20 protein-coding genes, 1 tRNA gene and 1 pseudogene are annotated in these 24013 nt (G+C 65.8%); 9 read left to right on the top strand and 13 right to left on the bottom strand.

The features are described from left to right. Nucleotides 1-251 precede the first annotated feature (251 nt). From FPV16_RS16800 to FPV16_RS16785, 4 genes are all read left to right on the top strand, one after another. Complete coding sequence (locus FPV16_RS16800; protein ID WP_227439524.1) at nt 252-854, top strand: hypothetical protein; 603 nt, start codon at nt 252-254, stop codon at nt 852-854. A 258-nt stretch (nt 855-1112) separates the two neighbouring features. Continuing rightward, the gene (locus tag FPV16_RS16795) at nt 1113-2249 is read left to right on the top strand and encodes a DUF927 domain-containing protein (RefSeq protein ID WP_227439523.1); all 1137 of its coding nucleotides are present in this window, start codon (nt 1113-1115) and stop codon (nt 2247-2249) included. After that, nucleotides 2246-2704 carry a hypothetical protein gene (locus FPV16_RS16790; RefSeq protein ID WP_227439522.1) on the top strand — a complete coding sequence of 153 codons (459 nt, stop codon included), beginning with the start codon at nt 2246-2248 and terminating at the stop codon, nt 2702-2704. The genes FPV16_RS16795 and FPV16_RS16790 overlap by 4 nt, the downstream gene beginning before the upstream one ends. A 510-nt stretch (nt 2705-3214) precedes the next feature. After that, nucleotides 3215-4708, top strand: a complete 1494-nt coding sequence (locus FPV16_RS16785; protein ID WP_227439521.1) for a protein adenylyltransferase SelO — start codon at nt 3215-3217, stop codon at nt 4706-4708. 34 nt (nt 4709-4742) lie between these two features. Here the strand turns inward: FPV16_RS16785 and FPV16_RS16780 are convergent, their stop codons facing one another. From FPV16_RS16780 to tgt, 4 genes are all read right to left on the bottom strand, one after another. After that, nucleotides 4743-5975: a carotenoid oxygenase family protein gene (locus FPV16_RS16780; RefSeq protein WP_227439520.1), complete on the bottom strand. Its 1233-nt coding sequence runs from the start codon at nt 5973-5975 to the stop codon at nt 4743-4745. A gap of 263 nt (nt 5976-6238) precedes the next feature. Further along, nucleotides 6239-6403, bottom strand: a complete 165-nt coding sequence (locus FPV16_RS16775; protein ID WP_227439519.1) for a hypothetical protein — start codon at nt 6401-6403, stop codon at nt 6239-6241. 241 nt (nt 6404-6644) lie between these two features. Continuing rightward, nucleotides 6645-6720: transfer RNA gene (locus tag FPV16_RS16770), tRNA-Lys, on the bottom strand. An 89-nt stretch (nt 6721-6809) separates the two neighbouring features. After that, nucleotides 6810-7988, bottom strand: a complete 1179-nt coding sequence (tgt, locus tag FPV16_RS16765; protein WP_227439518.1) for a tRNA guanosine(34) transglycosylase Tgt — start codon at nt 7986-7988, stop codon at nt 6810-6812. Between the two features lie 283 nt (nt 7989-8271). Here tgt and FPV16_RS16760 point away from each other — a divergent pair, with 283 nt between their 5' ends. Then, nucleotides 8272-9066, top strand: a complete 795-nt coding sequence (locus FPV16_RS16760) for a DUF4239 domain-containing protein (protein WP_227439517.1) — start codon at nt 8272-8274, stop codon at nt 9064-9066. Between the two features lie 38 nt (nt 9067-9104). Here FPV16_RS16760 and queA read toward each other — a convergent pair whose 3' ends face one another. Beyond that, nucleotides 9105-10193 carry a tRNA preQ1(34) S-adenosylmethionine ribosyltransferase-isomerase QueA gene (gene queA / locus FPV16_RS16755; protein ID WP_227439516.1) on the bottom strand — a complete coding sequence of 363 codons (1089 nt, stop codon included), beginning with the start codon at nt 10191-10193 and terminating at the stop codon, nt 9105-9107. A 272-nt stretch (nt 10194-10465) separates the two neighbouring features. Here queA and FPV16_RS16750 point away from each other — a divergent pair, with 272 nt between their 5' ends. From FPV16_RS16750 to FPV16_RS16740, 3 genes are all read left to right on the top strand, one after another. Continuing rightward, a complete protein-coding gene (locus FPV16_RS16750) occupies nt 10466-10711 on the top strand; it encodes a hypothetical protein (protein ID WP_227439515.1) in 246 nt (81 codons plus the stop codon). A gap of 135 nt (nt 10712-10846) precedes the next feature. Beyond that, nucleotides 10847-11734: a cation diffusion facilitator family transporter gene (locus tag FPV16_RS16745; protein WP_227439514.1), complete on the top strand. Its 888-nt coding sequence runs from the start codon at nt 10847-10849 to the stop codon at nt 11732-11734. A gap of 144 nt (nt 11735-11878) precedes the next feature. Then, on the top strand, nt 11879-13687 hold the full coding sequence (locus tag FPV16_RS16740; RefSeq protein ID WP_227439513.1) for a calcium-binding protein: 1809 nt from the start codon (nt 11879-11881) through the stop codon (nt 13685-13687). A 295-nt stretch (nt 13688-13982) separates the two neighbouring features. Here the strand turns inward: FPV16_RS16740 and FPV16_RS16735 are convergent, their stop codons facing one another. The 7 genes and pseudogenes from FPV16_RS16735 to dctA all read right to left on the bottom strand — a co-directional run bounded on the left by FPV16_RS16735 (nt 13983) and on the right by dctA (nt 21727). Then, complete coding sequence (locus tag FPV16_RS16735; RefSeq protein ID WP_227439512.1) at nt 13983-15929, bottom strand: PAS domain-containing protein; 1947 nt, start codon at nt 15927-15929, stop codon at nt 13983-13985. A 508-nt stretch (nt 15930-16437) separates the two neighbouring features. Further along, nucleotides 16438-16692 (bottom strand): dienelactone hydrolase family protein, encoded by a 255-nt coding sequence (locus FPV16_RS16730; protein ID WP_319802248.1) that lies wholly within the window; start codon nt 16690-16692, stop codon nt 16438-16440. Nucleotides 16693-16871: 179 nt separating this feature from the next. Further along, on the bottom strand, nt 16872-17576 hold the full coding sequence (locus FPV16_RS16725) for a YoaK family protein (RefSeq protein WP_227439511.1): 705 nt from the start codon (nt 17574-17576) through the stop codon (nt 16872-16874). Nucleotides 17577-17731: 155 nt separating this feature from the next. Next, nucleotides 17732-18805 carry a tartrate dehydrogenase gene (locus FPV16_RS16720; protein WP_227439510.1) on the bottom strand — a complete coding sequence of 358 codons (1074 nt, stop codon included), beginning with the start codon at nt 18803-18805 and terminating at the stop codon, nt 17732-17734. Between the two features lie 31 nt (nt 18806-18836). Continuing rightward, nucleotides 18837-18983 (bottom strand): annotated as a pseudogene (locus FPV16_RS16715) (2-hydroxyacid dehydrogenase); the annotation flags it as partial. A gap of 173 nt (nt 18984-19156) precedes the next feature. Next, nucleotides 19157-20320 carry a mandelate racemase/muconate lactonizing enzyme family protein gene (locus FPV16_RS16710; protein ID WP_227439509.1) on the bottom strand — a complete coding sequence of 388 codons (1164 nt, stop codon included), beginning with the start codon at nt 20318-20320 and terminating at the stop codon, nt 19157-19159. A 75-nt stretch (nt 20321-20395) separates the two neighbouring features. Then, the gene (gene dctA, locus FPV16_RS16705; protein ID WP_227439508.1) at nt 20396-21727 is read right to left on the bottom strand and encodes a C4-dicarboxylate transporter DctA; all 1332 of its coding nucleotides are present in this window, start codon (nt 21725-21727) and stop codon (nt 20396-20398) included. 160 nt (nt 21728-21887) lie between these two features. Here dctA and FPV16_RS16700 point away from each other — a divergent pair, with 160 nt between their 5' ends. Continuing rightward, complete coding sequence (locus FPV16_RS16700) at nt 21888-22787, top strand: LysR family transcriptional regulator (protein WP_227439507.1); 900 nt, start codon at nt 21888-21890, stop codon at nt 22785-22787. A gap of 151 nt (nt 22788-22938) precedes the next feature. Here the strand turns inward: FPV16_RS16700 and FPV16_RS16695 are convergent, their stop codons facing one another. Beyond that, nucleotides 22939-24000, bottom strand: coding sequence for a heme-dependent oxidative N-demethylase family protein (locus tag FPV16_RS16695; protein ID WP_227439506.1), 1062 nt, complete (start codon nt 23998-24000; stop codon nt 22939-22941). Between the last annotated feature and the right edge of the window lie 13 nt (nt 24001-24013).

Below are 24013 nucleotides of genomic sequence, written 5' to 3'. Positions count from 1 at the left end.
CATCCTACGAGGACATCGTCGACCGCGGCTGCAACGCCTGGAACAGGCTCACCGATCAACCCTGGAAGATCATGTCCATCGGACTGCGCGAATGGGCTCATCGGTTATGATCAGCGCCCGTTGGTATTAAGCGTTCCGGACGCTATCGCCCGGTGGCGAGGTATCTCCGGCGGCGGATCATGAGCTGCAAGCGTAAAAGCCCCTGCGTTTCGCCCGCCTGCCCAGCATGCATGAGGGCTGCCCAGTGCTTCGTGGTCAAGCAGGGCAGCAGGTTCTTCCGCGCGCAGGGCCGCGAGCTGTTTTGCGCGAGCGCCATCCCTCTTGAGGGGTTCGACGAAGGAAGCCTTCCAGCTGATCCTTTCCAGGTCCTGGGGGATCGGATCAGGAAAGTACTCACGGCGGCAGGTGTACCGTGGGCCTTCGTTGGGTTCGACCTCTCGCTGAACGAATGCCCAGGAGCGCCGACGCAGTATCGTCCGCACGCATGGATCATCGCAGAGAAGGAGGGAATGAAACCGGCGATCAAGCTACTGCGGCGCGCCTTTCCATCCGATAGCACCACCACCCCTAGGCCGCTCGTCGCGATGAATTTCGACGGTGCCCTTCCAGGTATCGCCTACGCGTTCAAGCCGGAGTTCCATCGTCGGGTAACGACTCTCGCGGAGAAATCAAAAGGCGGGAAGTGCAAGCGTCGGAATACCCGCGAGCGTGACCTCCTAGCCCACCAAAAGGTCGAGGTGATGCTGGCGATGGATGCCCTCGGATTCGAAGGTCGTATCCTGCTCCACGGTCTCGAGTTTCAACGTACCGAGAAGGGTTGGCGGCTCGTGATGCTCGGCGAGAAACCAACCTGATCGCGATCAGCATCCAATGACGACTGGCAGACCTTGGCGAAGTGAAATTCCTTGGTCTGCCTGTCGGCCCTTGCACCACCTGTTTCTCAAGGGATGATGACTGATCCCTATAGAAACTAAGTGAACTGCACCTGAGCTGAGGCTGCAGGTACGAACTGACGTCGCGGAGCGTGCCGATCGTGCCGCCTTCCCCTTTCTTCCCCTCATCTCGTCCGCCCCGGCACGTCCGGCACTGGCGGCACCAGGAGCTATGCTGAAATGAGCACAATCAACCGTTCACCCAAAAAAACCAACGCTCGTGACCAAAAAGCCGGCCGGAATGGTCGGGCGTATGCCCGACAGAAAGAGGTCATTTTCCGTGCTCAAGCGGAAGATGAACCTACAGGTGATACCTTCGCGGTCTACAGGTTCGCCAAGCCATGCGGGCGTCGTGGAACGATTCACCTCCCCCTGGAAGAGGCGATTAATCCGAGGCTACTGTGCGCGCAGCTGATCAGCAAAAACTGGATCGGCGCTCTTGATTCAGATGCGCGAGCCCGCCTTGCGGAAATGGCGCCAGACATGCGCCCGCGCGAACATTGGCTTTGTTCCACAAGCCTCGGATGGCGGCCGGATAACCAAGCATTCGTGCTACAGAATCAGGTTCTCGGAAAAAGGAAGAAAGAGCTGAAAATCAAGCCACCCCTTTGGATGAAGCAGAAGGCGCAGTTCAAAACCGGTCGCGCGGGTGACCTTCAAGGGTGGATCGATGGGGTCGCTCGGCCGTGTCAGCGCTCGACACGTTTGATGACGGCTCTCTCGGCTGCATTCGCCGCCCCTCTCCTAAAGCCGTTGGGCCTGGCGTCATTCGGAATCAATCTCCATGGACGTTCCAAATCGGGCAAGTCGACCGCTTTGCTTGCCGTGGGATCCGTCATTGGTATCGGCGAAGAGTCGCAGCTACCGAACTTCAATGCGACTGATGCTTCATTGTTCGAGCTTGGGCGTTTGTGCAACGATGGCCCGATGCCCCTCAACGAAGCCGGGCTAATCGACGGACAAAAGCGAGATGCCTATTCGACGTATCAGCGCCTTATTTATGGGTTGTCGGAGGGCAAGGATCGTGTACGGCATAGCGCCTCCACTTACGCTACGGACGCCAGTGCGACTGGGTTCCGCATCATTTACCTGGCCAATTCAGAGCATCCCATCTCGGTGTTTGCCCAGCGCGCGGGCCGAGTACGCGACCATGGTGAGTATGCTCGTTGTTGGGATGTTCCAGCGGTAAGCGAAGGCTGCAAAACGGTTTTTGATCTTGGGTCCAATGGTAATCCAAGAAAGTTTCGACCCGGCGAGCGAGGGAGCGTCTCCGCAACCTTCGGAACGCAGTTCAGCGGCATCATGGTTGGGCGATGAAGGCGTTCGTTCAGTACCTCCTGGAGCACCCGGACACGTTCAGAGATCAGGTTGGGCGACACATCGAGGAATTTTTCGAGCAAACCAAAACCGTCTTGGCAGCTGGTGAAATCCAACATGCGGCGCGCAATTTCGGACTAGTCTATGCCGCAGGACGTTTGGCGATTGCCGCCCGCATTTTGCCCTGGAACAGAACTGTGTTGCGGAAAGCAATACTTGCCTGCTTTTGTGATGGTTATTCGCTTATTCCAAAATATAAGCCACTTGAAGCGGCCGCAGCGCGAATCCTTCGAGAGAAACTTCGACAGATCAGCCTACCCGTGAAAGAAAAGCACGGCATTGATCCGGGGGATAAGATTGGATTTGTAACAGAAATTGGAAATGTCGTCCAATTTACTATTCGATCAACTACATTTCGAGATTGTTTTCCAGATAGAATGCATCTTTCGGCTTGACTTAATTGGCTTTCGAGCAAGGGTTATTTAAAGTCGACTAGGCGATATCATAAATTCGACCGTGGGTTTGGCTATGAATGGGCTGTAACAACTCCGCGCTGGAGGGGTGGCCACAAGGTGAAATCGATCGTCTTTTATAAACCCGCGTAGGATTCGTTGATCTGTCTGCCAGTAGGGCATGGACCGCGGTGCTGACCTCGGTGAACAAGGCGCCGGGGTTGTTGGCCCTGGCGTCTCGCTCCTTGCGGTCGGCGATGTCGGTGGTGATGGGATCGACGCCGATGGAACTCGGCGGGGGCGACGGCTCGGTCTGCGCTCGTTCCCGACCTGGATCTACGCATCGTGCAGGCTGACTGCGTCAGCTTTGCGCAGATGGCGGTAGCCCGGAACATACCGGCATCAGACTGGAAGCAGTGTCGGCGACGCGGCCGCGCGCCTTCTCGCGTATTGTTACCCACCGGTCCCCGGAAGGCGCTTGTCCGCCGCCGCGATCGCCCATAACTCCCAACCATGACCGCGATCCCGTTCGACAACAGCTACGTCCGCTTGCCCGACCGGTTTTTCTCCCGCCGCGCCCCGACACCTGTCGCAGCCCCGCGCCTGATCCGTTTGAACCGCGCGCTGGCGGCGAACCTCGGCATGGACCCGGATTGGCTCGCCGGCCTCGCTGGGGTGGAGATGCTCGCGGGGAATCGTGTCCCAGAAGGCGCCGATCCGATCGCGACGGTCTACGCTGGGCACCAGTTTGGCAACTTCGTGCCGCAGCTGGGCGACGGGCGCGCCGTCCTGATTGGCGAGGTCATCGACCGTGACGGGCAGCGCCGCGACATCCAGCTCAAGGGCGCGGGCCCGACTTCGTTCTCCCGCCGAGGCGACGGCCGGGCGGCGCTTGGGCCGGTGCTGCGCGAGTACCTCGTAAGCGAGGCCATGGCCGCGCTCGGCATCCCCACCACCCGGGCGCTGGCAGCGGTCGCCACCGGCGATCAGGTCCTGCGCGAGACCCGGCTGCCCGGGGCGGTGCTGGCCCGCGTGGCGGCCAGTCACATCCGGGTCGGCACATTCCAGTACTTCGCCGCCCGGGGCGACGCAGAGGCGGTGCGGGCGCTCGCCGACCACGCCCTCGCCCTCGCCCTCGCCCTCGCCCGGCACTATCCCGAGGCGTCCTCCGCGGAGCACCCCTACCGGGCATTGCTCGACGGCGTCGTGGCCCGACAAGCCGACCTCGTGGCGGCCTGGCTCCTGGTCGGCTTCGTCCACGGGGTGATGAACACCGACAACATGTCGGTGGCCGGCGAGACGATCGACTACGGTCCCTGCGCCTTCCTCGACGACTACGATCCGCGCACGAGCTTCAGCTCGATCGACGCGCACGGGCGCTACGCCTACGGCCAGCAGCCAGGGATCGCCCTGTGGAACCTAACCCGTCTCGCCGAGACCTTGCTACCGCTGCTGGCCGAGGACGAGGCGGCGGCGGTCGAAGCGGCCGAGGCGGCGCTCGCCGGCTTCAGCCCGCGCTTCGAGGCGGCGTATCGCGGTGGTCTCGCGCACAAGCTCGGCCTGTCCGCGGACCTGGATGGCGCCGTCGCGCTCGCAGACGACTTGCTGGCGCGGATGGCGGGGGACCAAGCGGACTTCACCCTGACCTTCCGCCGCCTGTGCGACGCTGCCGAGCGGCCGGAGGCGGATGCCGGGGTGCGCGACCTGTTCGTCGACCCGACCGTGTACGACGGCTGGGCCGTGCGCTGGCGGGAGCTGTTGGCCGAGGGGGGACGGAATCCCACGGCGACGGCGGCGGCGATGCGCGCGGTCAACCCGGCCTTCATCCCGCGCAACCACCACGTCGAGGCGATGATCGCGGCAGCGGTCGAGCGCGCCGACTTCGGCCCGTTCGAGGAGCTGTTAGCGGTGCTGTCGCGGCCCTACGATGACCAGCCTGCCCACGCCCGCTATGCCGAGGCGCCCGAGGGCGGCGGGGCGGACTACCGCACGTTCTGCGGCACGTGACCGCGCGCGCCAGCGTCCGAGTTACTGGAGATCGTCATCCTGCCCTCTGATTCGGAAACCAGTTCCCGTGGAAGCCCGGCGGGATCCGGTGCCCGAGACGGACCGTGGCGACCGGCGGCGCCTCGAACGCGCGCGCGTCTAGGATTGTGAAGTCCGTGGTGTCGCTCGCCGTGTCGATGACGAGCCCGACGAGCCATCCTTCGTCCTCGCCGGTCTCCGGCCCCGCCGGCACGAACACGAACTCCCCCGGGACACGGTCGGGGCCAAACTCGTGCACGCGCCGCTCCCCCATCGCCAGGTCGTGCTTGAAGATCTGCGTCGCGCCAACGAGTTGCGTGTTGCCGTCGGCCGGGACGGAGCCGACGTAGACGTAGCGGTGAGGCCGCCCGAAGCGGCGCTCGTCGATCCGGGGAAACTCCTGCGGCGCGGGGTCGATCACCCGCCGGTCGACCCGCCCCGTGGCGGGGTCGGCGATCCAGCGCTCCAGCCGGCCCGGCGTGTCGAGGCCGCCGCCGGCCGAGGCGAACACCTTCTCGTAGGCGACGACGTCGAGGACCACCCGCCCGTCCGCGTCGTCGTAGGCGTTGGCCACGTGGAAGACGAAGCACGGTTCGACCGCGCACCACGCGATGTCGGCGGCCTTGCCCTGGCGCGGGAGCAGGCCGACGCGGGCGCGGTGAGCGGAATTCCAGCGGAACGGGAAGCGGTGGCCGGCCAGCACCGCCCGCATCGAGAAGGTGACGGGCAGGTCCAGCACGACCACGAAACGGGCCGTGATCGCGCAATCGTGGATGCAGGGGCCGTGCTCGACCGGGATCGACACGTCGCGCACGACCCGGCCCGCGGCCGAGAGGACGACGTGGCGCACGCTGTCCCAGACGCGGCCGTCATAGGCGATCGCGTGGATCTCGCCGCTCGCCGGATCGCGGTGCGGGTGCCCGCTGAAGGAGCCGGCGAGCGTGCCGCCGAACGGATCGTAGCGCTGTGTCTCCAGGTCCTCCGACAGCGCGACGGGGTAGCTGCCGGCCTCGACCACGGCGAAGGCGCGGCCGCCGATCTCGACGACGTTGGTGTTGACGGTGTCGTCCCCCCGGCGCGGCCCCAGGGCGGCGGGTCGGCCGAGCGCTGCGGAGGCCGCGCGCGAGCCGATCCAGCGGTTGCGGTACCACAGGGCCTGACCGCCTTCGACGCGCAAGCCGTGCACCATACCGTCGCCCAGGAACCAGTCGTGGCCGCGCGTCGTCGGTCTGGCAGGGTTGGCGCCCATCTTGAGGTAGCGTGTCCGTCGAGCCCAGCCGGGATCGCCCCGGTCACGGGCAGATAAGGCAGCGTTAGTTCCTCACGCATCGGCGCGTGCACGCCGACCACGAACGGGTGCGGCGTCCGCGGCAGGCGTAGCCGGTTGCAGGCCGCTACCAGCGCGACGAGGCCCTCGGCGGCGACACGCAGGCTGGACTCGACGAGGTTCGGCATCTGTGGCGATCTCGGTGCGGTGCGGGGGCGAAGGCAGTCGTGACGCGGCGTCCCCCGTCACCGGACGAGGACGACGACCTTGCCCGCGTGGGACGGTTCTGCGATCTGGCCGACGATGTATGCAGCCACGTCTGCCCGGGCGATCCGGCCGCTGCGCATTTCTTGGGCATCCTTGTCATCGTAGGCGCGCCCGAGCATCAGGCGGAACGGCAGCCGCTGCATGAAGCTGATCGCGTCGTGGCTGTCCCCCGTTCCGACGCACGCCCCAAAGCACCCTATTGTCGCATAATTATCACATAAAGATGGTCGTCAAGCGAGACCGCACAGTGCCTCTGGGCAATTAAGAGATTAGAAGGCAGCAGGCCCAAACAGCTCGTACGGGAGGGTGCAACGCGGTGGTAGCTATATGGTCGCTAGGATTCCTAGAACCACAAACTTAAACAGGCTAAGTCATTGAAATCATTGGTGAGCGCGCTGGGACTCGAACCCAGGACCTACAGATTAAAAGTCCGTTGCTCTACCAGCTGAGCTACGCGCTCGCTTGCTCTGACGCGCCGGGCTCGATGGGGGGGATCGGGCCGGCTGTCGTGAGAAGCGTGGCTCGCAATAGGGGGTTGGGCCGAAGGGGTCAACCGGCCAGATTCGCGCTGGCGCGCTCGGCCTCGGCCCGGGCCCAGGCCTCGCGAGTCTCGCCGGAGAAATCCGCAAGCCGGCCCGCGGCGATCGCTCCCCGCATGCCGGCCATAAGGTCCTGGTAGTAGGACAGGTTATTCCAAGTCAGCAGCATCATGCCCAGAATCTCGTCGGTGCGCACGAGATGGTGGAGGTAAGCGCGGGAATAGTCGCGCGCCGCCGGACAGGTGGAGGTCTCGTCGAGGGGGCGGTTATCCTCGGCGAACCGGGCATTGCGCAGGTTGATCCGTCCGAAGCGGGTATAGGCGAGGCCGTGGCGGCCGGCGCGGGTCGGCATCACGCAGTCGAACATGTCGATGCCGCGTGCCACCGACCGCATCAGGTCGTCAGGCGTGCCGACGCCCATGAGGTAGCGCGGCTTGTCGCTGGGCAGATGTGGCTCCACCGTCTCGATCATCGCCAGCATCACCGCCTGCGGCTCGCCCACAGCGAGGCCTCCGATGGCGTAGCCCTTGAGGTCGAGATCGACGAGGCCCTTGGCGCTCTCGACACGCAGGTCCGGCAAGTCGCCGCCCTGGACGATGCCGAACATCGCCTTGCCCGGCTGCTCGCCGAACTGGAGCCGGCAGCGCTCGGCCCAGCGCAGGGACAACCGCATGGCGCTCTCGATGGCCGGCCGCTCGGCGGGGAGCCGCACGCATTCATCAAGCTGCATCTGGATGTCCGAGCCGAGAAGCCCCTGGATCTCGACACTGCGCTCCGGGCTCATGTGGTGGGCCGAGCCGTCCACATGCGAACGGAAGGTGACGCCCTGCTCGTCGAGTTTCCTCAGGGCGGAGAGAGACATCACCTGGAAACCGCCGGAATCGGTGAGGATCGGATGCGGCCAGTTCATGAAATGGTGAAGGCCGCCGAGCCGATCCATGCGTTCGGGGCCGGGGCGCAACATCAGATGGTAGGTGTTGCCGAGCACCACGTCGGCGCCGAGGTCGCGAACCTGGCCCGGATACATCGCCTTCACGGTGGCCGCCGTCCCCACCGGCATGAACGCCGGCGTTCGGATCGTTCCGCGCGGCATCGAGATCGCCCCGGTGCGGGCCTGCCCGTCGGTGGCGTCGACGCGGAATGTGAAATGCTCGGAAGCGTGACTGTGGAGGGAGGGGGTCTCGGACATGGGCATGGTGTTTAGAGCATCGGCCGAAAAAGTGGATGCCGGTTGTCGGCAAAAGCCGATGCGGGAGGACGTGCGCTCGCAAACGGACCTGTCGGTGCCAGACAGGTCGACCATGCCGGGGCGGTGGTCGTCGATCCGGGCTACTGGTCCAGAGCGCATTCAAGGGGTATCGGAGATCCGCCAACCACCCGGATATTCAGACTAGGTTTCCTCAAAACGAGGACTCCTCCAGACGAGGATTCTTCCGCGCGGCCGGCTCACCATAGGATCGCGAGGTCTATCAATGCTCCTAGGACTCTGGCTCGATCAACCGATCTGGCTGATGATCGTCATCCTCGCCTCCCTGTTTGCGACAGTCTCTATCGCCCTGGTCGTCCTGACGAACGTCCCCTACACCCGGACCCATCTGCTCAACAATGTCGGCGGTATCGTCGCGTCGTTCTTCAGCTCGATCGGCATCCTGCTCGCCCTGCTGACCGGCTTCGTGGCGAACGATGCCTGGGAGCGGCAGGGGAAGGCGTCGCGCATCGTTCAGACAGAGCGGGCCAACCTGATCGCCGCCTACGATCTCAGCGAGGCCACGGTCTCGGACATGTCGGACATTCAGAAGGCGCTGCTCGCCTATGCGGATGCGGTGATCACCGACGAGTTCCCGAAGATGGGAACCAAGACGCCCTATTCCAGCGAGGCGGGCGCGGCGCTCAGCAAGCTCATGAAGATGGTGGCCGACCCGGTTCAGACCAGCGCATCCGGTGTCGTTGCTCATAGCGCCCTGATGACCACGGTCATGAACCTGCGGGAGGCTCGGGGCGAGCGGCTGGCCCTGAGCGCGAGCGAGAGCGACGATTCGAAGTGGATGACGTTGCTGTTTCTCTGCACCCTGACGCTGATCTCAATCGGCATCGTCCATGTCGACAAGCCGCGCGCTCAGGTGATCACGCTCGTCATCTTCTCCACGGCGATGGTCGGGACGCTGTCGGTCATCGCGCTCCACGAGCGACCCTTCGACGGCCCCTTCGCCCTCGGCCCCGCGGCCTTCGAGCGCGCCAAGAGCATGATGACGACCCATCTGGAATGACCTCCGATCGATGGGGGGCGGGTCGCCGCCAGGGGCGTTCACTCGGATGGCGCGGGAAACAGCAGGCTCGAATCCCCATACGAGTAGAACCGATAGCCGCCCTCGACGGCATGCGCGTAGGCCGCCCGCATCGTCTCCAGGCCCGAGAACGCCGAAACCAGCATGAACAGGGTCGAGCGCGGCAGGTGGAAGTTGGTCATCAGCGCATCCACCGCACGAATCCGGGTGCCCGGCGTAATGAAGATGTCGGTAGGGCCGGCGAAAGCGTGGAGCCGGCCGTCTTCATCCGCAGCACTCTCGAGCAGGCGCAGGGCCGTGGTTCCGACCGCGACGATGCGGCCGCCCGCGGCGCGCACGGCATTGAGCGCCTCAGCCGTCGCCTGATCGAGATGGCCGATCTCGGCATGCATGCGGTGGTCGTCGGTGTCGTCGGCCTTGACGGGGAGGAAGGTGCCCGCGCCCACATGCAGGGTCACGCTGTGGCGTGCGATCCCGGCGGCATCGATGCGGGCGAGGAGGTCGTCGGAAAAGTGCAGGCCCGCGGTGGGGGCGGCCACGGCTCCGGCCTTGCGGGCGTAGACTGTCTGGTAATCCACCACATCGCGCTCATCGGTGCTGCGCTTGCCGGCGATATAGGGCGGCAGCGGCAATTCACCGGCGAGCGCGATGGCCTCGTCGAGGGCGGGACCGGAGAGGTCGAAGCGCAGCACGATCTCGCCCCCCGCCCCCTTCTCCGCGATGGTGGCGTCGAGGATGCCGAGGGCGCAGGCTTCGCCTTCGCCATCCCGTCCGAAACGGACCCTGTCGCCGACGGCGAGGCGCTTGCCCGGCCGGGCGAAGGCACGCCAGCTTTCGGGCGACTCGCGCAGGTGGAGCATCGCCTCCATGCGCAGGCCCGGCGAGCCAACGCGATGCCGGACGCCGCGAAGCCGGGCCGGGATCACGCGGGTGTCGTTGAAGACGAGGGCATCGCCCGGTCTCAGCAGATCGGCGAGATCACGCACGGCGCGGTCCTCCAGTGCCTCGCCAGGCCGGACCACGAGCAGCCGCCCGGCGTCGCGGGGCTGGGGCGGCCTGAGGGCGATGCTCGCTTCGGGCAGATCGAAATCGAAGAGGTCGACGCGCATCGCGCGCCAACAGCACGGTTCCTGGCCCGGGATCAATGGCCGATGACGGCCTTCCGGTTCGGTGCCGGTTCGAGGGGACGTCGTAGCGCAGGCGGAGGCGGCGCGACGGATGAAGGCTGACAATGCGTAGCCTGCGTGGCTCGCAGTTCTTCGCGGGCCCACAACCTTCACACGCGTCGCCTTGTTACAGATCTACGTTGAAAACAACCTTGACCCCTCCGAAGCAAATCGGCGTGGTATCCAAACAATCTTGCTCACATCCGGATCGTATAATGACTGAAAACATCAAGGTTCAGCGCCGCCGGGTCACGTTGGATTCGCAGTTGGTGTCCTATTGGGAGCGCGAAGCCCGGCGTCTCGACGTGATGGCGGCCAATGCCCGTTGGGGGTGGATGGCCCGGACCTATGCGCGCAAGGCCGAGCGGGCACGAGCCCAGGGGGCACGCAGCGCCACTCGCGAGGCGGAGCGGCAGGCGAGCGCAGTGCCCGGATCGCAGGAGGGCGAGCCCCGGACATAGCCGCGACTAAACCCTTCACCGGTGGGTTCAACCTTTGCCGTGGCCTTCTCGCCGGGGATGATCGTATGGGCGGGGCCGCCTAGCACCACGCCCTGCTCCTTCACCCGGCGGGCCCGTCACGGATCGGCACCGGAAATGGACCGCACCCAGAAAGCCGCTCTCGCGAGCGCCGGAATCGGCGCTTTCGTGATGACGCTCAAATTCGCCGCCTATTGGCTCACCGGCAGTCTCGCGCTCTATTCAGACGCGCTGGAGAGCATCATCAACGTGGCGGCGGCGGCCTTCGCCTTCGTCGCCCTCCGGGTGGCCGCGGCACCGGCCGACGACGACCACCCCTACGGCCATCACAAGGCCGAGTATTTTTCGGCCGTGATCGAGGGCGCCCTCATCATCGTGGCCGCGATCCTGATCCTGCGTGAATCCTACTACGGCCTCCTCGACCCGAAGCCCCTCGATGCGCCGATTCTGGGGCTGGCCGTCAGCGCGGTCGGCACGGCGGTCAATGGGGTTTGGGCCGTGGCGCTGCTCAGTCGCGGCAAGGCGTGGCGGTCGCCCGCCCTCGTTGCCGATGCGCGCCATGTGATGTCGGACGTGGTCACTTCGGGCGGGGTCCTGATCGGCGTCGCCCTGGTGGCCGTCACCGGAACCCTGATCCTCGACCCGCTCATCGCCGGCCTCGTCGCCCTGAACATCCTGTGGTCGGGCTGGACCATGGTGCGCGATTCCGTGAGCGGTCTCCTCGACAAGGCGGCACCCGCCGAGATGGTGACCCAGATCCGCACCCTGATCTCGGATCACGGGGAGGGGGCGCTGGAGGCGCACGACGTGCGCACGCGCCATGCCGGGCAGGCGACCTTCATCGATTTCCACCTCGTGGTGCCCGGCGAGATGACCGTGAAGGACTCGCACGACATCTGCGACCGCCTGGAGAGTGCCATCGAGGGCGCCATCGAGGGGGCCGTCGTCGTCATCCACGTGGAGCCGGCCGAGCATGCCAAGGGACGCGGCGTGCCGGTGGTGTAGGGGTCGAGCGCCCCCGGAATCCGGAAACATCCACCGCCACGCGCACCGTCGTTCGAGCGTCATCCGACCCCCCTAATGTCCGCCACGCCCGATGATTTCGACGTCCGCCCTCAACCGGGCGCGTCCGGCCGAGGATGAGACCGCATGACCGCCTATTCCGTCGCGACCGGCACGACGCAGACCGCTCGCCTCGACCTCGCGGGCGGCGACACCCTGCAGGTGGACGGAAGCCTCTCGGTCTTCGCAGACAAACAGTCCGTGCGTTTTACGGCCGCCCCCGACGGCGCCGAAATCCGCAACGACGGCCTGATCGAGAACACCGCCAGCGGCGGCCGGGCGATCCGCTTCGAGAGCGGCGTCGGCGCGACCCTGACCGCGACGATCGACAATGGCGGCGACATTCTCAGCGTCGACGACGCCGTGCAGATCTCGGCAGGCTCCGTCGCCGCCGGCACGCTCACGATCACCACGGAGACCGGCTCGACCATCGTCTCCAGCACAGGCCAGGCCCTCGACCTCGCCGCGACCACGGGCGCGTTCCTCGCCGAGATCGACAATGCGGGATCGCTGCTGGCTCTGGCAGCCGACGGCGTAAAGATCGGCGCGACCGTCGATCTCGTCAACAGAGGTACCATCAATGGCGGCTCGGCCGCCGGCTACATCCAGGGCGCCGACGGCATCCAGTTCGAGGACGGGGCGAGCGGGACGATCCGCAATGCGGCCGGCGGCGCCATCCTCGGCGACCGCCACGGCATCAATATGGGCGAGGACAGCCTCGTCACGGTGACGAACGCGGCCGGAGCCCGCATCCTCGGCGGCAACGGCTCAGGCATCGGCTCCGACGGCACGGCCACCGTGATCAATCACGGCATGATCACGGGCTCCTTCGCCGATGCGGCCGGCTCCGACGTCAACGGCGCGACGCCCGGTGCCGAGGACGGCGGCGGCCCGGACGGGATCAATGACGGCGACGGCGACGGGATCGACATCGATTTCCGGGCGACAATCGAGAATCACGGCACCATCCGCGGCCTCGGCGCCGGCGGCACCGGGTCCGACGGCCTGCCCAACACGGCGGAGGGCATCGCGGCGGGCGGCGGCGACATCGTCAACCTCGCCGGCGCGCGGATCTACGGCGCCGGCCTCGGCATCCTGATCGACGACTCGTCGCAGGGGGACGCGCCGTTCGTGACCAGCATCGACAATGCGGGGCTCATCCAGGGCGGATCGGGCATCGCCATCAAGATCGTCAGCGCGCTCGACGACGTGATCGTCAATGCGGGCCGCATCCTCAGCGCCGGCGGCACCGCGATCCAGTTCGGCTCCGGCGACAATACGCTCGCCATCGAGACGGGCTCGGCCATCCGCGGCCTGAGCCTGGGCGGCGACGGCACCGATACGCTCGATTATTCGGAGTTCGGCGCGTCGGCACGCGTGGTGATCGACAGCGGCCGGGCCACGGGCACCGGCGGCGTCTCCGGCTTCGAGATCGTGACAGGCTCGGCCTTCGCCGATTCCCTGCGGGGCGATGCCGGGGCCAACCAGTTCCTCGGCGGCGCGGGCGACGACCGCCTGTTCGGCGGCGACGGGGCCGACATCCTGACCGGCGGCGCGGGGACGGATGTCCTGCGCGGCGATGCCGGGGCCGACACCTTCGTGTTCGATGTCCTCGCCGCGCCCGGCGAGAAGGACCGGATCGTCGATTTCAGCCACGGCGAGGACAGGCTCGCCCTCGATGCGGACGTCTTCACGGCCCTGACCGCCGGCCAGCTGCCGGACGAGGCCTTCGCCCTCGGCTCCGCGACCACGGAAGACCACCGCATCGTCTACGACGCGGCCAAGGGCCATCTCTTCTACGACGCGGACGGCTCCGGCAGCGCCCACGATGCGATCCTGCTCGCGACCCTCCTCGGCAAGCCGGCGCTCACCGCCTCGGACCTGCTGGTGGTCTGACGCGGGCATCGGGGGCGGGCTTTCAAGGAGCCTCCCCCCGGAGCGGGCCGTGGTCACAGGCCCGTCGGCCTCTGCGCCCGGTGCGAGCTTGCGGCGCCACCGGACGAAGAGATCGGTGATCGCGCCGAACGGCCTTGCCGAACGCGCGGCCGGGACGCGACACCGGGTGAATGCGTGCAGCACGCGCTGCTGTAGGAGTGCCTCACGAACTTCCGATCACGGTCGGTTCCCGCTCCGAGCATGACGGCGCAGTGGGAGTTTCGTGAGGCACTTTAGGTCGCCAGGGACGCAAGCTCTAAAAGCCGACGGCACGCGCAGGTTTGGCATCCGAAGATTGAAGGAACTGCACGTTCATGCTTGCGCCGAGGCGATGCCGTACGAGGCAGTCGAACCGGCGTCCGTCGACATCGACGATGAGGACGAACCGTTCCGGCACCGTGGTATGCAGGCGCACATGCAACCGTGCGCCGCCGTCCGACAGGTCGCGGATCGAGCAGGCGATGCGGCCGCCGTCCGAGACATGAATGTGAGCAGGCAGCAGGATACGCGTTCGGCGATTAGCGCGCCGTTCCTCCATCCCGATGGTCCAATTGTCCAAGCCCGTGCTGATGCTCGACACACCGTCGGCAGCCTGCTGCATGCTGGCCAGGATCTCACCCGTGGCGTGCGCCTGCTCATCCATCGAGGCAGTGACGCCATCGACATGCTGGCTGATCGTACCGATCGCCGCAGTGATCGAGGCCAAGGTGGTCGCGACCTCGCTCGAGACAGCCTGCATGCCAGTAATTTCGTTGCTGATCCGGTTCGTGGCCGCTGCGGCCTGACCAGCTAGGTTCTTCACTTCTGTCGCGACCACCGCAAAGCCGCGCCCTGCCTCGCCGGCCCGTGCCGCCTCAATCGTCGCGTTCAACGCCAACAGATTGATCTGTTGCGCAATGTCCGTGATCATCGTAGCGACGCCGCTCATCGAATGCGCTGCCGCACGTAGCCGCTCGGTTGCGGCATCCGCCTCGCCGGCTCGACCATGGATGTCGTCCACGACGGTCTTGGACTGAATCATGCTGCGAGAGATCGAAAGCGCCGACGCATTCATGGCGTCCGCCGCATCCGTGACCGCCTGAACGTGATCGAGTGTGCGCTCGGCTGCCTCTACGGCGACCGACCGCGCCTCCATGTTGGCGGTGACGTCGGAAGCGTATTTGACGATCTTGATCAATCGGCCACTCGGGTCGAAGATCGGGTTGTAGCTGGCCTGGATCCACACGGCACGGCCGCCCTTGCCGAAGCGCTGGAACATGCCCGATGAGAAGCTGCCGCCTCTCAGGCGGTCCCAGAACGCGGCGTAGTCCGTTGTCTGCGCGTAGCCTGGCTCCACGAACATGGCGTGCGGTCGCCCCCTGATCTCCTCGATTCCGTAGCCGAGCGCCTTCAGGAAATTCGTATTGGCATCGAGGACCGTCGCGTCGGGGGCGAACTCGATGACGGCCTGTGAGCGATTGACGGCCGCCAGCTGAGCCATTGCATCCGCTACCTGCAGTTTCTGCCCGGTAATGTCGGTGGCGAACTTCACGACCTTGATCGGAACACCATCCCGATCACGGATCGGATTGTAGGTTGCCTGGATCCAGACCTCGCGACCGCCCTTGGCAATCCGCCGGAACTCCCCTGAGCTGAACTCGCCTTTGCCCAGAGCGGACCAGAACTCACGATAGGCCTCACCCTCGCGCTCGGCCGGTTCCACGAACATGCTGTGATGACGACCTCGGACCTCGTCGAGCGCGTAGCCCACGGCCGAAAGGAAGTTGGCGTTGGCATCCAGGATCGTGCCATCGAGCGCGAACTCGATGACGGCCTGTGAGCGCTGCAGAGCTCCGAGCTGTCCGTCATGGTCGATGTTGCGTAATACCTGCTTGGTGACATCTGTCGCGAATTTGACCACTCGGATCACACGTCCGGCACGATCGAGGACGGGATTATATGTGGCCTGGATCCAGACCTCGCGACCATCCCTCGCGAAACGCTTGAACTCGCGCGTCTGCGGCTCCCCATGGCGCAACGCCTCCCAGAACGCGCGATAAGCCTCGCTGCCTTGCTCCGCGGCAGAAACGAAACGAACGTGGTTCTGCCCCTTCAGGTCGGAAAGGCTATAGCCCATCAGGTCGAGAAATAGAGTGTTGGCAGTGAGCACCGTGCCGTCAGGAGCAAACTCGATCCGGGCTGTAGACTTGTCGACCGCGGTCATAAGCGCACGCAGATCAGTATTAAAAAACGGCACGTAGCTGTCCCCACGATGCGTTGTTCGCATTCCCCTTCTCGTTGACAGCCTTTAGTTAAGCAAAACTGAAACAACTTTAATGCGAGCTGCAAATTTTTTGACTATCAGCAGCAAGTGCTTATCGATAAATGCAACTAAAATAGACGACGATGATTTTAATCAATGTTATTTATTAAGTTGTGCATCTCATTATGCTTCGATCAGTCTGCCATAGCGGCAGCGGACCACAGTTGATTACGGCGTAATTTGCGATGATTTACCGAATTTGCACTAAAGATAGATCATTGAGACCCGGGAATGTCTTGCGCTGCAATTTCGCCAACCCTCGCAGGGGCACATTGGATTGATTGAGTCGAAGTATGGACCGGGTGAGGAGCGCGAGCATTTCGCCCCAACCGCGCACGGCGGCGGCGTGATCGTAGACGGGAGTGTCCGGCATCATCCAACCCTACGCGGCCGGATAGAGCTGCGTCGTCTACCGCACGTTGACCTGCATGAGGGCGCTCTCCAACCGCGCGGCCATTGCGGGCGGGTAGCTGCCGTCGTTCTCGGCCGCTGCGAGGTTGATCTCGGCCGTCGACTTTGGCGCGAACAGGTGAGGACTCGTGGGCGCGTCAGTCGCAAGATTGCCGCCGTGAAAGCTGGCGGCCACCACGAATCGGTCAGGGTAAGTTCCAGCGGAAATCCGGGCCATACCGCCTCTCATGCAGAAGCTTACCGCACTGGCCACGATCCTCCTCTCAGCGGCCGGAAAGCCGACTTTTCGAGGGTCGGCAACGGGTCGCAAGCGGAGGTCGTTTCATCGCCCAGCAGCCGACGTACGGCTCTGCACACATCGGGGCCGTCCATCGATTCGGGATGTCGCTCGCGTCGTGGCGGAGGGGAGACGTTCGGGCCGGCCTCACTGTCTCACGGCGCGGTGGTCCCATCGGCCGGCGCCATCGCCAGGACAGTCAAGACGACGAGCACGAGGAACGGCAGCGCGATGCAGCCGAAAGCGAGATGGGCGATCCCGAAGGCTCCGCACAAGGCGCCCGCGGCGAAGGCCACGATGGCCGGCAGCACGCGCAGCAACCGTGCGCGCGTCTGAGCGCGGTTCCCGGCCGTTCCGAGAGCGAGATCCGTCGCGTCGATGACGGCCTGGCTCACACTCACGGTCATCACCGTCGTCGGGGCGAGATGACCGAGGGAGAGACGGCCGATCGCGTTCTGCACGCCCATGGCCGCAACGGCGAGCATGCCGACGGCCAGGGCCGGGGCGCCGTCCGGCGCATCGAGGGGCGACAACACGGTCCCACACAGGCCAAAGCCCGCGAGGAGGGCCGCCTCGACGGCGAGCAGCCAGGGCAGGGGATCGGCATCCCGTCGCTCCAGGAGCAGCCCGAGGATGCGGGCCCCCGCCACCGCCCCCATGAAGACGGGCAGCGCCAGGAGCTTTGCCAGGACGCCGGTCGAACTGGCGATCAGTTCGGCGCCGATCAGGACGAAGTTTCCGGTGACGTGAGCCGTGAACAGGCCGGTCAATGCGATGAAGGCCGCCGCATCGACGAAGCCGGCGACGAAAGCGAGGGCGGTTCCGGCGGACGTGCCGCCACCGGTGATCTGCGGTTTCACGAGACTATCCCTGGTTGCAGACGATCATGGCGCTGCGGTCCACGCATCGCCGAACCGCGCAGACATCATGGCACCCTGTATTCGCAGGTTGCGCATGATCAAACTGCCAGAGACCACCATTGAAAAGATCACCCTCACCAGAACGTCGGTCGCCCTTATCCGAGGGCCTCTTCCACCGCCCTGCCGCAGGCTTCGGTATCGGCGTTGCCGCCGAGGTCGCGGGTGCGCAGGGTGCGCTCGGAGAGGACGCGCTCGATCCCGGTGACGATCTCCCGGGCGGCCTCGTGCTCGCCGAGGTGCTCCAGCATCATCGAGCCGGACCAGATCTGGCCGATGGGATTGGCGATGCCCTGGCCGGCGATGTCGGGGGCCGAGCCGTGTACCGGTTCGAACACCGAGGGGAAGAGCCGCTCCGGGTTGATGTTGCCCGACGGCGCGATGCCGATCGTGCCGGTGCAGGCGGGGCCGAGATCGGAGAGGATGTCGCCGAACAGGTTCGAGGCCACGACCACGTCGAACCGGTCGGGGTTGAGGACGAAATGCGCGGTCAGGATGTCGATATGGTACTGGTCCCAGGCCACGTCCGGATAGGCCTTGGCCATCTCCTTCACCCGCTCGTCCCAATAGGGCATCGTGATCGAGATGCCGTTGGATTTGGTGGCCGAGGTCAGGTGCTTCTTCGGGCGGCTCTGGGCCAGGTCGAAGGCGAATTTCAGGATGCGGTCGACGCCGTGGCGCGTCATGATCGTCTCCTGCAGGGCGAATTCGCGCTCCGTGCCGGCGAACATGCGCCCGCCCGCATTCGAGTATTCGCCCTCCGTGTTCTCGCGGACCACCCAGAAATCGATGTCGCCGGGCTTGCGGTCGGCGAGCGGGCTCTTCACCCCCGGCATCAGGCGCACGGGGCGCAGGTTGGCGTATTGGTCGAATTCGCGCCGGAACAGGATCAGCGAACCCCAGAGCGAGACGTGATCGGGCACCCGGTCCGGCATGCCGACGGCCCCGAAGAAGATCGCGTCGTGGCCGCCGATCTGCGCCTTCCAGTCCTCCGGCATCATGCGGCCGTGCCGCTCGTAATAATCGCAGCTGGCGAAGTCGAACCAGTCGAGGGCGAGGGTGAAGCCGTGGCGCTTGGCGGCCTTTTCGAGGACGCGCACGCCCTCCGGCACAACCTCCTTGCCGACCCCGTCGCCCGGAATGACGGCGATGCGATAGTGGCGTGATGTCATGGGATCGGCTCTCCGCGGATGGGTTCGGGGATCAGGCGGCGTTCGGCGGCCACGGCGTCTCGGCGACGGGGGTCAGCGGCCCCCGAGCCTCGAACCAGGAAACGAGATTGTCCACGAGGAGGTTGCCCACGGCGCGGCGGATGTGATGGGCGGCCGAGCCCACATGCGGCAGCAGGATCTCCGCCTTCGCATGCACGGTCATGGGGCCTCTTCGCAGTTGCGCGTTGCGTGGCGGTGGCGCTCCCGCTCTGGGGCGAAGCCGCCTTGTGGTTTCCGCCACCGGAGGGGGGACCGCAACCCGGAGCCGACCCGCCTGGGGCCGGGTCGAGCCCCGTACGGATCGGTCGCGGCCTACTCGGCGAGGTCGCGCATGACCCTGATCAGGTCCGACTTGCCCTCGAAGCCGATGCCGGGAAGCTCCGGCATGACGATGTGCCCGTCCTCGACCGTCACCCCGTCCGGGAAGCCGCCATAGGGCTGGAACAGGTCCGGGTAGCTCTCGTTGCCGCCGAGCCCCAGCCCGGCCGCGATGTTGAGCGACATCTGGTGCCCGCCATGCGGGATGCAGCGCTTGGGCGACCAGCCGAACTGCTCCAGCACGTCGAGGGTGCGGAGATACTCGACGAGGCCGTAGGAGAGGGCGCAGTCGAACTGCAGGTAGTCGCGGTCGGGCCGCATGCCGCCGTAGCGCAGGAGGTTGCGGGCATCCTGGTGCGAGAACAGGTTCTCGCCGCTCGCCATCGGGCCGGGATAGAACTCGGAGATCGCGGCCTGCAGGGCGTAGTCGAGGGGATCGCCGATCTCCTCGTACCAGAACAGCGGGTACTGGCGCAGCATCTTGGCGTAGGCGATGCCCTGTTCGAGGTCGAAGCGGCCGTTCACGTCCACGGCGAGCTGCGCCTGGGAGCCGATCTCCTGCAGCACGGCCTCGATGCGGCGCTGATCCTCCGCGATCGGCACGCCGCCGATCTTCATCTTCACGACATTGTAGCCACGGTCGAGGTAACCGCGCATCTCGGCGCGCAGCTGGGTGTCGTCCTTGCCGGGATAGTAGTAGCCGCCGGCCGCGTAGACGAAGACGCGGGGGTTGGCCTCGACGCCCTTCTGCTCAGCGAGGAGCCGGAACAGCGGCTTGCCGGCGATCTTGGCGGTAGCGTCCCAGATCGCCATGTCGAGGGTGCCCACCGCCACCGAGCGCTCGCCGTGGCCGCCGGGCTTCTCGTTGGTCATCATCGCCGCCCAGAGCTTGTGCGGGTCGAGATTGTCACCAACCTCGTTCAGGACGCTCGCGGGATCCGCTTCGAGGATGCGGTTCCGGAAGCGCTCGCGGATCAGGCCGCCCTGGCCGTAGCGGCCGTTGGAGTTGAAGCCGTAGCCCACCACCCGGCGGCCGTCGCGCTCCACGTCGGTGACGACGGCGACGAGGCTGGCGGTCATCTTCGAGAAGTCGATATAGGCGTTGCGGATGGGCGAGGAGATCGGCTTGGTGACCTCGCAGACGTCGACGATACGCATGGTGGCTCTCCTTGAGACGCGAAGGTTTTCGCGTGAGGGGACGGGGATGGCAGGGGACGGAAGCGGTCGCCGGATTCAGTGGGCGATCGCCACGGGGCGGGGCAGGGCATGCCCGGGCTCCGTGTCGGGAACGACGTCCTCGGAGGCGACGGCGGCCCGGTTGCGGTAGGCCTCCTCCGCCTTGGCGAGGTCGAAGGCGCCTTCCCATTTGGCGACGGCGATGGTGGCGACCGCGTTGCCGATCAGGTTCGTGACCGCCCGCGCCTCGTTCATGAAGCGATCGACGCCCAGCAGAAGGACGAGGCCGGCAACCGGGACGGTGTGGATGCTCGACAGGGTGGCGGCGAGGGTGACGAACCCGGCCCCGGCGACACCGGCCGACCCTTTCGAGGTTAGGAGCAGCACGCCCAGGACGACGAGCTGGTCGCCGATGCCGAGCGGCGTGTTGGTGGCCTGGGCGACGAAGATCGCCGCCATGGTCAGGTAGATGCAGGTGCCGTCGGCGTTGAAGGTGTAGCCCGTCGGCAGCACGAGGCCGACCACCGACTTCTCGCAGCCCACCCGTTCCAGCTTGGCCATCATCCGCGGCATCACGGCCTCGGTGGAGCAGGTGCCGAAGGTGATGAGGATCTCGTCCTTGAAGAAGCCGAGAACCTTGACGAGCGAGAACCCGGTCCAGGCGCAGACGGAGCCGAGCACCAGCACGACGAACAGGATCGACGTGGCGTAGACACCGAGCATGAGGTAGGCGAGGGACCAGACGGTGCCGAACCCGTACTTGCCGATGGTGAAGGCGACACCGGCACCCGCACCGATGGGGGCGAGCCGCATCACCATGGCGACGATGCGGAACAGCGCGTCCAGCAGGCTGTCGATGACGACGACCACCGGCTTGCCGCGGTCGCCCGCCTGAACCAGGGCGAGGCCGAAGAGCAGCGAGATCAGGATGATCTGCAGCATGGCGCCCTTGGCGAAGGCATCCACCATCGTCGAGGGGATGATGTCCATGAAGAAGCCGACGATGCCGGGCTGCGCTTCCGCCCGCTTGGCGTAAGCGGCGATGGCGCTGCCGTCGATCTGCGTGGCGTCGATGTTCATGCCGACGCCGGGCTGCATGACGTTGACCACGACGAGGCCGATGACGAGGGCCAGCGTCGAGACCACCTCGAAGTAGATCAGCGCGCGCACACCGATGCGGCCGACCTCCTTCAGGTTGCCCATCTTGGCGATGCCGACGACGATGGTGCCGAAGATGACCGGCGCGAGCAGCATCTTGATCAGCTTGATGAAGCCGTCCGCCAGGGGCTGCAGCGTCACGGCGACGTCGGGCAGGACATACCCGACGAACCCGCCGATGACGATCGCGATGAAGACTTGAACATAGAGTCGGCTAAGCCATGACTTCATGATCTGTTTCCTCCTGATCGGCCGCTTAGCGGGCGGTTTGATGTGTGTTCCCTCTTGCGGGGACTGATGCCGTCCGTACGCCTGGACACCGTCGCTCGGCCAATGCCATGTTCGGTGCGCGCTATGCGCGGATGGCATCGGGCTCGACACTGGCTGATCGATGGACCTGGACTGGCTGAAGGACTTTCTCGCCCTGGCGGAGCAGAAGACGTTCTCCCGCGCGGCCGAGGCGAGGAGCGTGACGCAGCCGGCCTTCAGCCGGCGCATCCGTGCCCTCGAGGATTGGGTCGGCACGCCCCTGTTCGCCCGTGGCGCGCAGGGGGCGGCGCTCACGCCGGCCGGTCTGACCTTCCAGCCGGCCGCCCAGGAGCTGACGCGCGGCCTTGAGCGGGCACGACGCGATGCGCGGGCGGTGGGCGCCGAGGATACGGCGACGCTCTCCATCGCGGCGACCCACGCCCTGTCGTTCACGTTCTTTCCGAACTGGGTCCGCGGCCTGATGCATCATCAGACGCTCGGCACCCTCAACCTGATCTCCGACAGCATGGAGGCCTGCGAAGCCATCATGCTCGCCGGCGAGGTCCACTTCCTCCTGTGCCACCATCACCCGGAGGCACGGACGCGGTTCGAAGCGGAGCGTTTCCCCAGCCTGTCCCTGGGCGACGACCTGCTCGTTCCCCTCTGCGCGCCCAGGTCGGACGGCCGGGCGACATGGTCACTGCCGGGAACGCCCGACGCTCCTTTGCCCTATCTCAGATACAGCCAGGCCTCCGGGCTCGGGCGTATCATCGCGGCCTGCCCGGATCGCGAGCCGACCCATTCGGCGACGGCACTCACCTCGCACCTCGCGGCGACGCTCATGACGATGGCGCGGAACGGACACGGCATCGCCTGGCTGCCGCAGACCCTGGCGGCCGACGATCAGGCGCGCGGTCGCCTCGTGCGCGCCGGCCCGGAACAGTTCGACATCCCCATCGACATCAGGCTGTTCCGCTCCCTCGACTGCCGCAACGATGCGGCCGATCGGCTCTGGGACGACCTCACCGCAGCCTGTGCGTAATCGACGCCAAGGCCGGGATATCGATCTGAGTGTCGCGCTCGGCCGGGGCGTGCCGGCGCGCTTCGGCCTCGGCGAGAACCCGATCGCCCATTCTCCCTCACGTCGCCGGACGGCTCCCGAACGGTGTGCCCCCGAAGCGCGCGGGGCCGCCTCAGGCCGGCAGGTGGGCCTGGTCCGGCTGGATGCCGAGGGACAGGGGCGCCCCGTCGTCCAGGGCGGCCAGGCGGGACAGCGCCAGTCCGTGGAACCGGGTCAGGCCCTTGTACTCGACGAGTTCGGGCGGGAGGCTCGCCAGGACGCGGTGGAGGCGCTTGCGCCACTTCTCCACACGCTCGATATCCTGCAGGCTGATCAGGTAGCAGCGGATCCCGAACAGGATCGCGTTGGAGCGCGGCAGGCGGAACAGGGTCTGCAGCTCCACGCGCAGGTGGAGCTTGCCCGCGATGTTCTCCGCCGTCACGGTGGTGCGGTCGGGCCCCCAATCGGGATAATTCTCGGGCGACGTGTCGAGGCGCGGGTTGATCGTCATCGTCCAGTTCAGCCGACGGACGGGATGCCCGTATTGCAAGCGCAGGAGGTATTGCAGCGCCCGGTCGAACACCCCGATCTCATGCGCCAGCGGCACCGGCCCGTGCCACTCGTGGAAGCTCATCCCGATATCGAATTCCAGCGACCAATCCGCCTGCGTGGTGACCATGCCGCCATCGACGTAGAGGTTGTCGTCCCGCTGATCCTGCAGGGTGAAGTCCCCTTGGGCCTGCCGGGTGATGTACTCGAACGGCGCGCAGGGGAGGGTGGACGCGTCGCCGAAGACGAAACGCTGGTCGAGGTTCAGGGGGCGGTTGATCCAGTGCCACGCGGTGCCGTCCCGCGTCAGGCTGAAATGCTCGGGGTAATCCGTCGACAGGCTCTCCATCAGGAGTTCGAGCGTGTCCCATTGCGCCGGCATCATGTGCGGCAGCACCTGGCATCGCTTCGGGTCGTGATCGAGGACGATCGCGCGCTCCCGGCATTCGGCGACGTAATGTTCGTCCACGTCGAACGCGTGATCGAAGACCGGCGACGTGCCCGCTTTCACATGCGGCTCGATATTGACCGAGTACATGTATCGGTCTTCGCCGAAGGGAAACGGGAAGCGAAGCACCGCCGTGTCGCTGTTCCGGTAGGAGAAGTCGTCCCGGAAGGTTTCGTCGGTCTTGAACTGAATACCCATCTCAGCTTCCCTT

It is taken from the genome of Methylobacterium sp. W2, from assembly GCF_020662345.1.
In the GTDB taxonomy this organism is placed as follows: Bacteria; Pseudomonadota; Alphaproteobacteria; order Rhizobiales; family Beijerinckiaceae; genus Methylobacterium.
The sequence above is the reverse complement of the archived record's forward strand: the minus strand, read 5'-3'. Positions and strand labels throughout refer to the sequence as shown.